Origin of the sequence: Jiangella rhizosphaerae (genome assembly GCF_003579925.1) — a bacterium.
Classification (GTDB): domain Bacteria; phylum Actinomycetota; class Actinomycetes; order Jiangellales; family Jiangellaceae; genus Jiangella; species Jiangella rhizosphaerae.
In genome coordinates this window covers 1-13,024 of record NZ_QUAL01000022.1, presented here as the reverse complement: position 1 = coordinate 13,024, position 13,024 = coordinate 1, and the positions used below count along the sequence as shown (strand labels likewise).

The following is a 13,024-nucleotide window of genomic DNA, read 5'->3' as shown; positions in this document are numbered from 1 at the left end:
GCGCCGCCCGGGCCGGCCGTGCCCGGCTCGCCCTCCGCCCGGCCGAGCTGCGGCTGCGCGAGCGCTTCCGCCGCGACCCGGTCCGCCTGCGCCGCGAACTCGCCGCCCTGCACCGCTCGCACGGCACGTCGCCGTTCGCCGGGCTCGGCGCGTCGTTGGCGCAGCTGCCGTTCTTCATGGTGCTGTACCGGCTGTTCTCCTCCCCTACCCTGCACGGCGGCGCGAACGCCCTGTTCACGCACACGTTGCTCGGCGTGCCGCTGAGCGACAGCTGGCTCGCCGCTCTCGGTGCCGGCGCGGTGCCCGCCGACCTGCTGGTGTTCGGCGTGATGTTCGTGCTGCTGCTCCTGGTCGCCTGGTGGTCGTCGCGACTGGCGCGGCGGCAGGCGGCGCTGAACGGCTCGCCGTCGTCCGAGGTCGAGGTCATGGCGGCCCGGGTGGCGCGGGTGCTGCCGTACGGCACGGTCGCGGTGGCCGCGTTCGTCCCTCTCGCGGCCGCGCTCTACCTGCTGTTCTCGAGCACGTGGACGACGACCGAACGCTGGCTGCTCACCCGCGGCCGTCCACTGCCCGCCGCGGCCTGACGTTCCTCGGCGCGGCCTCGTTCACCACGGAGGCGCCGGCATCCGGCGGACCGGTCTTCGTCCTCGGGCCGATCCGTTCTGGCGGTTTCTCGTAGCGATGCCCGGTGGGGCTGACCCAGATGGTGGTGCCGTCGGGTTGCCGGTGGACGGTCCAGCGGCCTCGGTGTTTGAGCAGGTGGTGGGTCTCGCACAAGGCATGACAGTTGGCCGAGCAGGTCGCCCCGCCAGCGGCGAACGGGGTGAGGTGGTCGATGTCGCAGCCGCGTGCCGGGCGGTGGCATCCCGGGGCGCGGCAGGTGCGGTCTCGGGCGACGATGAACTCTGCCAACGCTCCTGTCGGCCGGTACTTCGTGCGGCCCAGGTCCAGGGCTTGCCCGGTGCCGGGGTCGGTGCGCAGCCAGGTCCACACGCCCTCGGCCGCGAGGACCTTGGCGGCGTGCGCGGGGATGGGCCCGTAGCCTTCCAGCTCGCCCGGCTGGTCGCTGAGCCCGATCGCGGTCGCGAACGGCACGGTGATGTGCACGCTGATCGGCCGCCGCCGCGGCCGCGCGCTCGTGCTGGATGGTGGCGCTGGTGACTGGCCGGCCGGGCGAATGACCGAGTCGCCGACAGAACCGGCCGTACCGGCGGACGCCCAGTCGGCGGAGTCGCCGGCAGAACCCGCCACTCCGGCCGGGTGGCCCAGCGGGCCGGTGGCGCGAGCGCCGCGACCGGTCGTGCGGTCGACCGAGCCGCCGGCGTAGCCGGCCGTTCCGGCTGACGCCCGGTGAGCGGGGACGCCGGCAGAAGCTGCCGCACCGGCGGGACCGACCAGGCCGGCGGACGCCTGGTGGGCGGAGTCGCCGGCGGAGCCGGCCACTCCGGCGGTGTGGCTCAGCGGGGTGGTGGCGCCGTCGGCGCAGGCGGTGAGGGCCGCCCAGCCCAGCTCGGCCAGCGCGTCGGCACGGCGCTGATCCTTCGTCCGCGCCGGCACCCCGGCGGCGGCATCGGCACGCTTGGCGTCCGCAGCGGCCGCGTTCAGCGCCGTGTCCAGGGCGGCGGCGTCCGCGGCGAGCAGCCGCGCCTCCAGATGCGCCATCCCATCCGACGCGGGCGTGATCGCGACGTAGCGGCGCTCACGCGCCAGCTCGTACCGGTCGGCCGCCTCGGTCGGCGCCAGCTCATGCAGCAACTGCTTGATCAGCTTCCGCAGCGCGACCGAATCCAGGCCGGGCGCCTTGGGCAGCACCGCCGCTTCCACCCGCTTACGGACATCGGGGTCTTGGCCGCCGAGCTCGTCGGTGACCACGCGAGCCNCGGGGTCTTGGCCGCCGAGCTCGTCGGTGACCACGCGAGCCCGGCGCAGATCGATCGCGCCGGTCGCGAGCAGGGCGTGGGTATCGGGAAAATCGAGCACCAGTTGCAGGGCGTGGCCGACCTGGTTCTCCGCCTGCCTACACGTGACCTGACACCGCCCGGCGAGCGTCATCGCGGTGTTCGTCACCGGGTTCACCGACCGGTACCCGGTCTCATCGGGACGCATCTCCGCCCGGGAGGCCAACTGCGCGGCCGCGCCCGCCTCGAACCCGGCCACCCACGCGGCCAACCGGGCGGACGCCGCCACCGCCTCCACCAGCTCGTCAGCCGTAGCGACCGACGGATCGAACGCCGCCAACCGCGCCGCCAACTCCGGCCCCGCCGGCACCTGATCGATATCGAAGACCGCGACCGCGGCCTCACCGCCGGTGCACAACTCTTCCAACAACGCCGGATCGATGTCGGCAACGCTCGGGTCGTCGTGCGCCCACGCCACCTCCCACCCCGCCGGCGGAGCAACCTCCGGCGGCGGAGCAGTCAGCAGCGCTTCTTCGAACATACAAATGATCTTATCGGCTCTCGCTCGCAAGATCAACTGGACGCGGATCGCACGGTGCTGACCGCCTGCGCCACGGGTCGCCATCCACAGCGGCGGCGGAGCTCTGGAGTTGTCCACATTTCCGGTTTTCGCGGTGGCGCAGCAGCTCCCGATCTGGCGAGATGAAGGACATGACGAACATCAACATTCACTCCGCCACGGCCGCCCTCGACGACCAGGTGCCGAAGGAGCGCCGCATCCCCCGCCAGCGCACGCGAACAGGATTCGACGACGAGATCGCGCGGCTCATCCGCGACCGCGTTCAGGCCGATCTCGCCAAGAGGACGGCGCGGCGACGGCGGCATCGTGAGGATCGCGAGGCCCTCGAACGACGCCGCCGGTATGCGAAGCAGGCGTTGCACGCCGAGAAGCTCGCGGCGAGTGCCGAGGAGACCTGTCGTTGCACCCAGCCGCGCCCGCCCGCCTTGCTGGAACGAGATCCGGCCGGCCGGACGAGCGCACTCACCCTCTGCCCGATCTGCGAACGGAGAACCTGATGGCGACCCACGGCCCGGCCGGCTGACCGGACGCCTCGGCGGCGGCCGGCTGTCGCCCGGCGCGGCGCCGAGCGGCGCCAGGCTCCTCGTGTGCGTCCGAGCCGTGCCCGTCGCCGGCGAAGCTGCCGTCCCGGGTCCGTGGCCGGCAGCAACGGTGGCCGGTCTCCCGTCCAAATGCCCACCTGGACGCCGTCCGGCACGTGCCGTGCGCCTGCGCCGACGATCTCCGGGGTGCGCGTCCGGGCATCAGGGGTTCACGGCCGGGTGGTCCGGCGCGGAGACGTCGTACGACGACGGCGGTTCCTCTTGGGCGTCGATCAGCGCCAGCAGGACGTCGGACTTGCGGTCGATGTCGTCGGCGGTGCCCCAGCGGACCAGCGCACCGTCGGTGAGCTCGAGCCGGATGTCGGCCTCCGAGACCGCCTCGACGCCGTCGACGAGGTCGTACAGCGACGCCGGGAGGCCGGTCAGCACCGTGACGCCCGCCGCGCGCACGGCGTCGTCGACGTCCGAGGAGGGGTCGTCGCCGGGGGCAGTGAGCACGGGCAGCTCGTCCGGCCGGGAGTCCGCGGCACCGAACAGGGCGCCGGTCTCGTCGACGCTCCACCACGAGCCGTCGGCCGACACCGCGGCCACCGGAACCCGGGGCGTGACGTCGATGGTCAGCGTCGACGGCCAGGACCGGCGGACGTCGACGGATGCGGCCTCGGGCAGCTCGGCGACGCGGTCGGCGACGGCGCCGGTGTCGACCCTGGCCAGCGGCGTGCCCACGGGCGCCTCGGCGAGCGACAGCACCTCATCCGACAGCGACGACGGAACACCCTCGACCGACACCGACTTCACGGAGAGCACACTTGACCAGCCGACCAACCACACCAGGCCAGACACCGCGGCGAGGCCGAGCAGGGCGAACAGCAGGCCGAGCAGCCGCCGCAGCCGCTGTCGCCGGGCCCGCGCCGCGAAGAGCTGGGCGCTGGGCGACCGCGACGCGACGCTCATCGCGACCGTGCCTCCAGCACGTCGAGCACTTCGGGGCCGATCAACGTGACGTCGCCGGCGCCGACGGTGAGCAGGATGTCGCCGGGCTCGGCCCGCGACGCGGCCAGCTCGGGGACCGCCGACCACGACTGCTCGAACACCACGTGCGACGGTGGCAGCGGCACCGCCGCGGCCACCAGGGCGCCGGTGACGCCCGGCTCGGGATCCTCACGGGCGGCGTAGACGTCCATGACGACGACCTCGTCGGCGGCGCCCAGGGCGGCGCCGAACTCGGAGGCGAAGATCCGGGTGCGGCTGAACAGGTGCGGCTGGAACACCACGATCACGCGGCCCCGGCCCGCCACGCCCCGGGCGGCGGCCAGCGCGGCGGCCACCTCGGTCGGGTGGTGCGAGTACTCGTCGTAGACGCGGACGCCGCCGGCCACGCCCTTGAGCTCGAACCGGCGGCGGGTGCCGGTGTAGCCGGCCAGGCCGTCGAGGATGTCGCCCGCCGGGAAGCCCATGCCGAGTGCGGCGGTGAAGGCGGCGGCCGCGTTGAGCGCGTTGTGCTTGCCGGGCAGCTGCAGCTGGATACGCTCCTGCCGGCGGCCACGGGCGACCAGCTCGAAGGACGCTCCCGGCCCGGCGATGTCCAGCGCGGTCACCCGCACGTCGGCGTCGCGCGACTCGCCGAACGTGTGCACCACGACCCCCCGTCCCGCCGCCCTCTCACCCAGGGCTCGAGCGCCGGGGTCGTCCGCGCACACGACGAGGAAGCCGGTGACGCAGTCGACGAACGCGTCGAAGGCCGCCTCGTAGGCCTCCGGGGTGCCGTAGAAGTCGAGGTGGTCGGCTTCGACGTTGGTGACGATCGCCACCTCGGGCTCGTAGGCCAGGAAGGACGCGTCGCTCTCGTCGGCCTCGGCGACGAAGATGTCGCCGCTGCCGTCGTGGGCGTTGGCGCCCGACTCGTTCAGGCTGCCGCCGATGGCGAACGACGGGTCGGCGCCGCAGTGCTGCAGCGCGACCGTGATCATCGAGGTGGTCGTGGTCTTGCCGTGGGTGCCGGCGACGGCGATCGCCCGCCGCCCCGCCATGACCGACGCCAGCGCGGCGGCCCGGGGCAGGATCGGCAGGCCGCGCTCCCGCGCCTCGACGACCTCGGGGTTGTTCTCGCGGATCGCGGTCGACACGACGACGGTCTCGGCAAGGCCGACGTTGGAGGCGGCGTGGCCCACGTGGACCTCGGCACCGAGCGCGCGCAAGCCGGCGAGCACGCCGGAGTCCTTGGCGTCGCTGCCCGACACCGGGACGCCACGGGCCAGCAGGATGCGGGCGATGCCGCTCATGCCGGCACCGCCGATGCCGACGAAGTGGACCCGGCCCAGCTTCTCCGAGGGCACGGTCCGCTCCGGTGGCGAGACGATCACGTGGTCAACCTCCGACGCTCTTCTGTGCGGCCGCGCGCCGGACCATCTCGACCAGTCGATCGTCGGCGTCGCGCCGACCGAGAGTAACCGCTGCTGCACCCATCGCGTCCAACCGAGCCCGATCGCCCAGGAGGGGAACCACCTCGGCGGCCAGCCGTGACGGGGTCAGGTCGCCGTCGGCGACCAGCACTCCCCCGCCGGCGGAGACGGTGGGGACGGCGTTGAACCGCTGCTCGCCGTTGCCGTGCGGCAGCGGGACGTAGACGGCCGGCAGTCCGACGGCGGCCAGCTCGGCGCAGGTGATCGCGCCGGCCCGGCACACGGCGAGGTCGGCGGCGGCGTAGGCGAGATCCATGCGGTCGACGTAGGGCACGGGGACATACCGCGAACGCGCGGCGGCGGCCTCGGCGGCGGCGTCCACGTTGTCGCGGCCGACGGCGTGCAGGACCTGGAACCCGGCGTCGAGGAGGGCGGGGAGGGCGCCGGCGGTCGCCTCGTTGATCCGCCGCGCCCCCTGGCTGCCACCGAAGACCAGCAGCGTGGGCAGCGACGGGTCGAGACCGAAGAACGCGCGGCCCTCGGCACGGGAGGCGCCGCGGTCGAGCAGCGCGATCGACCGGCGCAGCGGGATGCCGACGTGCTCGGCGTGCGGGAGGTCGATGCCGGGCGAGGCGACCGCGACGAAGGAGGTGAAGCGGGCGCCGACCCGGTTGGCCAGGCCGGGCTTGGCGTTGGCCTCGTGCACGACGATCGGCACCCTCAGCCGCCGCGCCGCGACGTACGCGGGCAGCGCGACGTAGCCGCCGAAGCCGACCAGCACGTCGGCCTGGTGCGACCGCAGGACCTCGGTGGTCCGGCGCACGGCGGCGCGCACGCGCACGGGCAGCCGCAGCAGGTCGGGCGTGGGCCGGCGGGGCAGCGGCACCGGCGGGATCAGCGCCAGCTCGTAGCCGCGCTCCGGGACCAGGCGGACCTCCAGCCCGCGCTCGGTCCCGAGCAACGTGACCTGGGCCTGCGGATCGGCACGAAGCACCGCATCGGCCGTCGCCAGGGCAGGTTCGATGTGCCCGGCGGTGCCTCCGCCGGCCAGGACGACCTTCACCCGGGAATCCTCCTGCATGCGACCCGCGTGCTCACCCGCGGGTCCTCCTGAGCTGACGGCGCTCGCGCCGCGCCTGCTTGCGGGCCGCCAGTGCCTCGCGGGCGCCGGGTTCCTCCTTGGCCAGCGCCATGAGGATCCCGACCGCGACGATGACGACGACCATCGAAGCGCCACCGTACGACACCAGCGGCAGCGGCACACCGATGACCGGGAAGACGACGAGGACGCTGCCGAGGTTGATGATCGCCTGGACGATCAGCCAGCCGGTGATCCCGGCCGCCGCCAGGCGGGTGAACGTGTCGGTGGTGCGCATGGCGATGCGGATGCCGGCGAACCCGAGCGTGAAGAACAGCCCCAGAACCATCAGCGCACCGGGCAGCCCGAGCTCCTCGCCGAGGATGGAGAAGATGAAGTCGGTGTGCGCCTCGGGCAGCTGGCCCCACTTCAGCCGGCTCGCGCCGAGCCCGCTCCCCCACCAGCCGCCGGTCGCGAAGGCGTAGATCGAGTTGGCCGCCTGGTAGCCGGTGCCGGAGAAGTCGGAGAACGGGTCGAGGAAGCTGACGACGCGCGACATGCGGTTCTCGGAGGCGGTCACGAAGTACGCGCCCACCACGCCCACCACGCCGAGCGCCAGGCCGAACAGCCACGTCGGCACGCCGACGACCCACAGCAGCGTCAGCACGATCGCCATGAGCACGAGCGCCGTGCCGAGGTCGTGCTGGCCGATCGTCAGCGCGACGATCGCACCGGCCACCGGCACGAACGGGATCATCAGGTGCTTCCACTGCGTCAGCAGCCGGCCCTTCAACGCGAACATGCCGGCGCCCCAGATGATCAGCGCCAGTTTCGCCGGCTCCGACGGCTGGATGAGGAACGGCCCGCCGAGGTCCAGCCAGTTCGTGTTGCCGCCCCGGGTGACGCCGAGGCCGGGCACGAACGTCAGCGCCAGCAGCATCGCCGCGACCACCAGCATCGGCAGCCCGAACCGGCGGATCAGCCGGGCCGGCATACGCGAGGCGATCCAGGCGAACGGCAGCGCCACGATGACCCAGGCCAGCTGGCGGGCGAAGAAGTAGTACGGGTAGCCGAACTGCACCCGCGACATGACGCTGGAGGCGGAGAACACCATGATCATGCCGAGCACGAGCAGCAGGCCGGCCGACCCCAGCACCAGGTAGTACGAGGCCAGCGGCCGCTGCAGCAGCCGGCGCAGCGACTCGGCCGCGGCCGTGCGCATCGGCTTCGCGTCGGCGGCCGCCGAGGTCGGCGGGTCCTCGACCGCGCTCACGGTGTCGCGCGGCCACCGGGCAGACGTCGCACCGCTTCAGCGAAGGCGTCGCCCCGGGCCGCGTAGTTGGCGAACATGTCCATGGACGCGCACGCCGGCGCCAGCAGCACGGTGTCGCCCGGGCGGGCGAGCCCGGCGGCGGCGGCCACGACGCGGTCCATGGCCTCATTGTCGGTGTCGGGAACGTCGACAACCGGTACATCCGGTGCGTGTCGTGCGAGCGCTTCGGCGATGACGGCGCGGTCCGCACCCAGCAGGACGACCCCCCGCAGCCGGTCGCGCACGGCCGGGACGAGCTCGGAGAACGACGCTCCCTTGGCCAGCCCGCCCGCTATCCACACCACGGAGTCGTACGCGGCCAGCGACGCCGCCGCGGCGTGCGGGTTGGTCGCCTTGGAGTCGTCGACGTACGTGACGCCGTCGACGACGGCGACGTGAGAGATGCGGTGCGGGTCGGGGGCGAAGCCGCGCAGGCCGTCGCGGACGGCGACCGGCGGCACCCCGATCGACCGGGCCAGCGCCGCCGCGGCCAGCGCGTTCGCGACGTTGTGCGGCGCGGCCGGCTGCACGTCGGCGACGGCGGCCAGCTCGGCGGCCGACGTCTGCCGCTCGGCGATGAACGCGCGGTCGACCAGGTACTCGTCGACGACACCGACCATGCCGACCGACGGGATGCCCAGCGTGAACCCGATCGCCCGCGCGCCCTCGCGCACGTCGGCGTCGCGGACCATCTGCTCGGTGACGGGGTCGGCGACGTTGTACACGCAGGCGGTCTCGACGCCGGAGTAGATGCGCGCCTTGTCGGCGGCGTAGGCGTCCATCGAGCCGTGCCAGTCGACGTGGTCGGGAGCGACGTTCAGCACGGCGGCCGACCGCGCGGCCATCGAGTACGTCCAGTGCAGCTGGTAGCTGGACAGCTCGACGGCGATGACATCGTGGCCGCCGGGGTCCATGACGGCGGACACGATCGGGTCGCCGACGTTCCCCGCGGCGACGGCGCGCAGGCCCGACGCCCGCAGCATCGACGTCAGCATCCGCACGGTCGTCGTCTTGCCGTTGGTGCCGGTCAGCACGAGCCACGGCGTCGCGGGGTCGCGGATGCGCCAGGCCAGCTCGACCTCGCCCCAGACCGGCACGCCCGCCGCGGACGCCTGCGCCAGCAGCGGCGCCGACGGCTTCCACCCCGGCGACGTCACGACCAGCTGCGTCCCGGCCGGCAGCGACGCCGTCGACCCCGGACCCAGCTCGATGCGCGCGCCGAGGATGCGCAGGATCGTCGCCCGCTCCTGCTCGGCCGGGCCGTCGCGGTCCTCCAGCACCGTCACGTCGGCGCCGAGCTGGATGAGGGTGTCGGCGGCGGCGTACCCGGACACGCCGAACCCGGCGACGGTGACCCGGAGCTGCGCCCACGGGCTGTCGCGCTGTGCCTCCTTCAGCCAGGACGGCGACCCCGCGCTCACGCCGTCGCCACCCATTCGGCGTAGAACAGGCCGAGCCCGAGCACCACGAACATGCCGGCGATGATCCAGAACCGGATGACGATGGTCACCTCGCCCCAGCCCTTGAGCTCGAAGTGGTGCTGCAGCGGCGCCATGCGGAACAGCCGCTTCCCGCCGGACAGCTTGAACCAGCCGACCTGCAGCATCACCGACAGCGTGATGACGACGAACAGCCCGCCCAGCACGATCAGCAGCAGCTCGGTGCGCGTCGTGATGGCGAGGCCCGCCAGGCCGCCGCCGAGGGCCAGCGACCCGGTGTCGCCCATGAAGATCTTCGCCGGCGCGGCGTTCCACCACAGGAACCCGAAGCACGCCCCGACCAGCGCCGCCGAGACGACCGCGAGGTCGAGCGGGTCGCGCACGTCGTAGCAGCTCGGGCCCGGCGCGACGCCGCACGACTGGTTCAGCTGCCACACCCCGATGAGGGTGTAGGCGCCGAACACCATGACGGACGCGCCGGTCGCGAGCCCGTCCAGCCCGTCGGTGAGGTTCACCGCGTTGGAGAACCCGGAGATGAGGAACAGCGCCCACAGCACGAACACGGCGGCCGGTAGCACCCACGGGGTGTCGCGCAGGACGGAGATCGCCTGCGACGCCGGCGTGTAGTTCTGCTCGTCGGGGAAGTTGATGGCCAGCACCGCGAACACGACGCCGACGGCGATCTGTCCGCCCATCTTGGCCCGGCTGCGCAGGCCGAGGCTGCGCTGCTTGGAGATCTTGATCCAGTCGTCCAGGAACCCGACGACGCCGAGCCCGACGACCAGGAACAGCACGAGCAGCCCGGACACCGTCGGCGGCGACGGCCGGACCAGGTGTGCCACGAAGTACGCCAGCACCGCCGCGACGATGATGACGGCGCCGCCCATGGTGGGCGTGCCTCGTTTGGTCTGGTGGTTGGTCGTCAGCTCGTCGCGGATGAGCTGGCCGTAGCCGCGGCTGACCAGCCAGCGGATCGCCAGCGGTGTGCCCAGGATCGACGCCACGAGGCCGACGACGCCGGCCGTGAGGATCGAGATCACTTGTCCTCCACCAGCCGTTCGCCCAGGAAGCGCAGGCCGGAGTCGCGAGACGACTTGACCAGGACGACGTCGCCGGGCCGCAGCTCGGCGCGGAGCAGGTCGAACGCGGCGTCGACGTCGGGCACCCACTCGGACTCGCCGTCCCAGGACCCCTCCAGCGAGGCGCCCTGGTGGATCGCGCGGGCGCCGTCGCCGACCGCCACCAGCCGCGACACGTTCAACCGGACCGCCAGCCGCCCGATGGCGTCGTGCTCGGCCACCGACGACTCCCCCAGCTCGCGCATCTCGCCGAGCACCGCCCACGTCCGGCCGCCCGCCGGACCCGCCGGCCGCAGCGACGCCAGCGTCTTCAGTGCCGCGCGCATCGACTCGGGGTTGGCGTTGTAGGCGTCGTTGACGACGGTGACGCCGTCGGGCCGCTCGGTGACCTCCATGCGCCAGCGCGACCGCGGTAGCGCCGCCGACAGCCGCGACGCGACCTCGTCGAGGGGCAGGCCCAGCGACAGCGCCGCGCCCGCCACGGCCAGCGCGTTCGACACCTGGTGCTCGCCGACCAGCCGCAGCGACACGCGCGCCTCGCCGTGGGTCGTCACCAGCCGGAACGAGGCGCGGCCGGCGGCGTCGAGGGCGACGTCCTCGGCGCGGACGTCGGCGTGCACGGACTCGCCGACCATGACGACCTGCGCCTCGGTCCGCTCGGCCATGCGGCGCACGACCTGGTCGTCGGCGTTCAGGACGGCGACGCCGCCCTCGGCCGCCGGAGGCAGCGCCTCGACCAGCTCGGCCTTGGTCCGGGCGATGGTCTCGCGGTCGCCGAACTCGCCCAGGTGCGCGCTGCCGACGTTGAGGACGAGGCCCACGCGAGGCGGCGCGATGCCGCACAGGTAGGCGATGTGCCCCGGCCCCCGCGCGCCCATCTCGACGACGAGCGTGCGGGTGTCGTCGTCGACCCGCAGCACCGTCAGCGGCACGCCGACCTCGCTGTTGTACGAGCCGGGCGGCGCGACCAGCGGCCCGAGCGGCTCGAGCACCTGCGCCAGCAGGTCCTTCGTGGTCGTCTTGCCCGACGACCCGGTGACGCCGACGACGGTCACCTGCGGCAGGCGGTCGAGGACGGCGCGGGCCAGCCGGCCGAACGCGACCTCGGTGTCGTCGACGACGATCGCCGGCACGCCGACCGGCCGCGCGGCCAGCGCCGCGACGGCGCCGGCCTCGACGGCGGCGGAGGCGAAGTCGTGCCCGTCCCGCGCCTCTCCCAGCCGTGCGACGAACAGCCCGCCGGGCGCGAGCTCACGGGTGTCGGTCACCACCGGGCCGGTCACCCGGGTGGCGGGGTCGGCCACGGCGTCCAGCCGGCCGCCGGTGGCCGAAGCGATCTCGGCCAAGGTGAGCGGAATCAAGGTCGCGACCCCTCACTCCACCGCACCAGCTCCTCACGGAGCACGTCTCGATCGTCGAATGGATGCACGACGCCTGCGATCTCCTGCCCTTGTTCATGCCCTTTGCCGAGGACGACGACGGTGTCGTCGGGTCCGCGCGCGCTGCGCAGCGCCGCACGGACGGCCTCGCGGCGGCCCCCCACCTCGAGGATCTCCCCCGCCCGCTCGGAGTCCGGCACCGACCGGGCGCCGGCGACGACGGCGGCCCGGATGGCGGACGCGTCCTCGGAGCGGGGATTGTCGTCGGTGACGACGACGACATCGGCGCCGCGCGCCGCGGCCGCCCCCATGAGCGGGCGCTTCTCGCGGTCGCGGTCGCCGCCGGCGCCGACGACGACGATCAGGCGCCCGCGCGGGTGCAGCGCCTGTAAGACGTTGTCGATGGCGTCGGGCGTGTGCGCGAAGTCGACGACGCCGGCGGGCGCGCCCGCGGGTCCGCCGACCCGCTCCATGCGGCCCGGGACGCCGGGGCAACGGCCCACGCCGTCGACCGCCGCGGCGGCGTCGATGCCGGCCGTACGCAGCATCGTCACCGCCAGCGCCGCGTTGGTGACGTTGAACTCGCCCGGGATGGGGACCCGCAGCTCCAGCTTCTCGCCGTCGGCGCCGGACAGCGTCGCGCGGTCGCCGTAACAGTCGATCTGCCAGTCGGCGTCGCCTCGCCCGACCGTCACGACCGGCAGCGGCGTCGACGCGGCCAGCCGGCGGCCGTACTCGTCGCCGACCACGACGACGGCGCGGCGGGCGTGCGCGGGCGTGAACAGCCGGGCCTTCGCGGCGAAGTAGTCCTCGAGGTCGGCGTGGAAGTCGAGGTGGTCCTGACTGAGGTTGGTGAACCCCGCGACGTCGAACACCACGCCGTCGACCCGGCCGAACACCATGGCGTGGCTGGACACCTCCATGGCGCACGCGGTGACGCCGCGCTCGCGCATGACGGCGAGCAGTGCGTGCACGTCGGTGGCCTCGGGCGTGGTGCGGACGCTGGCGACCCGCTCGTCGCCGACCCGCGTCTCGACGGTGCCGATCAGCCCGGTCGTGTGCCCGGCGGCGCGCAGCCCGGACTCCAGCAGGTACGTCGTCGTGGTCTTGCCGTTGGTGCCGGTGACGCCGAGCATCAGCAGGTCGCGCGCCGGGTGCCCGTACACCGTCGCAGCGATCTCCCCAAGCCGCGACCGTGGGTCGTCCAGCCGCAGGACCGGCACGCCGGCGTCGCCGGCCTCGGCCGCGAGCCGCACGCCGTCGCCGTCGGTCATGATCGCCGCCGCGCCGGCCGCCGCCGCGGCCGCCGCGAACC

Annotated in this window: 11 protein-coding genes and 1 pseudogene; 2 read left to right on the top strand and 10 right to left on the bottom strand. The window is 73.7% G+C overall.

Features of this window, described 5'->3' with window-relative positions; genetic code table 11:
• Positions 1-584, top strand: a 584-nt coding sequence (locus DY240_RS02690; protein ID WP_119658433.1) for a YidC/Oxa1 family membrane protein insertase, incomplete at its 5' end; no start/stop codon positions are given.
• Here the strand turns inward: DY240_RS02690 and DY240_RS33955 are convergent.
• A pseudogene (locus tag DY240_RS33955) lies at positions 550-1,879 on the bottom strand (DUF222 domain-containing protein); the annotation flags it as partial. The gene DY240_RS02690 and the pseudogene DY240_RS33955 sit on opposite strands and share 35 nt — an antisense overlap.
• Before the next feature lies 1 nt (position 1,880).
• A partial coding sequence (locus tag DY240_RS33950) for a hypothetical protein (RefSeq protein ID WP_407659267.1) occupies positions 1,881-2,439 on the bottom strand: 559 nt, incomplete at its 3' end.
• A 170-nt stretch (positions 2,440-2,609) separates the two neighbouring features.
• Here DY240_RS33950 and DY240_RS02680 point away from each other — a divergent pair.
• The gene (locus tag DY240_RS02680; RefSeq protein ID WP_147375177.1) at positions 2,610-2,975 is read left to right on the top strand and encodes a hypothetical protein; all 366 of its coding nucleotides are present in this window, start codon (positions 2,610-2,612) and stop codon (positions 2,973-2,975) included.
• Between the two features lie 246 nt (positions 2,976-3,221).
• Here DY240_RS02680 and DY240_RS02675 read toward each other — a convergent pair whose 3' ends face one another.
• From DY240_RS02675 to DY240_RS02640, 8 genes are all read right to left on the bottom strand, one after another.
• Positions 3,222-3,974: a cell division protein FtsQ/DivIB gene (locus DY240_RS02675; RefSeq protein ID WP_119658430.1), complete on the bottom strand. Its 753-nt coding sequence runs from the start codon at positions 3,972-3,974 to the stop codon at positions 3,222-3,224.
• On the bottom strand, positions 3,971-5,383 hold the full coding sequence (murC, locus tag DY240_RS02670; protein WP_119658429.1) for a UDP-N-acetylmuramate--L-alanine ligase: 1,413 nt from the start codon (positions 5,381-5,383) through the stop codon (positions 3,971-3,973). The genes DY240_RS02675 and murC overlap by 4 nt, the downstream gene beginning before the upstream one ends.
• A gap of 4 nt (positions 5,384-5,387) precedes the next feature.
• Positions 5,388-6,485, bottom strand: coding sequence for an undecaprenyldiphospho-muramoylpentapeptide beta-N-acetylglucosaminyltransferase (gene murG / locus DY240_RS02665; RefSeq protein ID WP_119658428.1), 1,098 nt, complete (start codon positions 6,483-6,485; stop codon positions 5,388-5,390).
• Between the two features lie 31 nt (positions 6,486-6,516).
• The gene (gene ftsW / locus DY240_RS02660) at positions 6,517-7,773 is read right to left on the bottom strand and encodes a putative lipid II flippase FtsW (RefSeq protein ID WP_119658427.1); all 1,257 of its coding nucleotides are present in this window, start codon (positions 7,771-7,773) and stop codon (positions 6,517-6,519) included.
• Positions 7,770-9,248, bottom strand: coding sequence for a UDP-N-acetylmuramoyl-L-alanine--D-glutamate ligase (gene murD, locus DY240_RS02655; RefSeq protein ID WP_119658426.1), 1,479 nt, complete (start codon positions 9,246-9,248; stop codon positions 7,770-7,772). The genes ftsW and murD overlap by 4 nt, the downstream gene beginning before the upstream one ends.
• A complete protein-coding gene (mraY, locus tag DY240_RS02650; protein ID WP_119658425.1) occupies positions 9,230-10,291 on the bottom strand; it encodes a phospho-N-acetylmuramoyl-pentapeptide-transferase in 1,062 nt (353 codons plus the stop codon). Before mraY ends, murD begins: the two co-directional genes overlap by 19 nt.
• Entirely contained in the window at positions 10,288-11,691 is a 1,404-nt protein-coding gene (locus DY240_RS02645; protein ID WP_119658424.1) for a UDP-N-acetylmuramoyl-tripeptide--D-alanyl-D-alanine ligase, read from the bottom strand. The genes mraY and DY240_RS02645 overlap by 4 nt, the downstream gene beginning before the upstream one ends.
• Positions 11,688-13,024, bottom strand: a 1,337-nt coding sequence (locus DY240_RS02640; RefSeq protein WP_119658423.1) for a UDP-N-acetylmuramoyl-L-alanyl-D-glutamate--2,6-diaminopimelate ligase, incomplete at its 5' end; no start/stop codon positions are given. The genes DY240_RS02640 and DY240_RS02645, both read right to left, overlap by 4 nt.

Coding starts and splice junctions, on each gene's coding strand:
- murD (WP_119658426.1), bottom strand. CDS start 9,248: ATGGGTGGCGACGGCGTGAGCGCGGGGTCGCCGTCCTGGCTGAAGGAG.
- DY240_RS02680 (WP_147375177.1), top strand. CDS start 2,610: ATGACGAACATCAACATTCACTCCGCCACGGCCGCCCTCGACGACCAG.
- DY240_RS02675 (WP_119658430.1), bottom strand. CDS start 3,974: ATGAGCGTCGCGTCGCGGTCGCCCAGCGCCCAGCTCTTCGCGGCGCGG.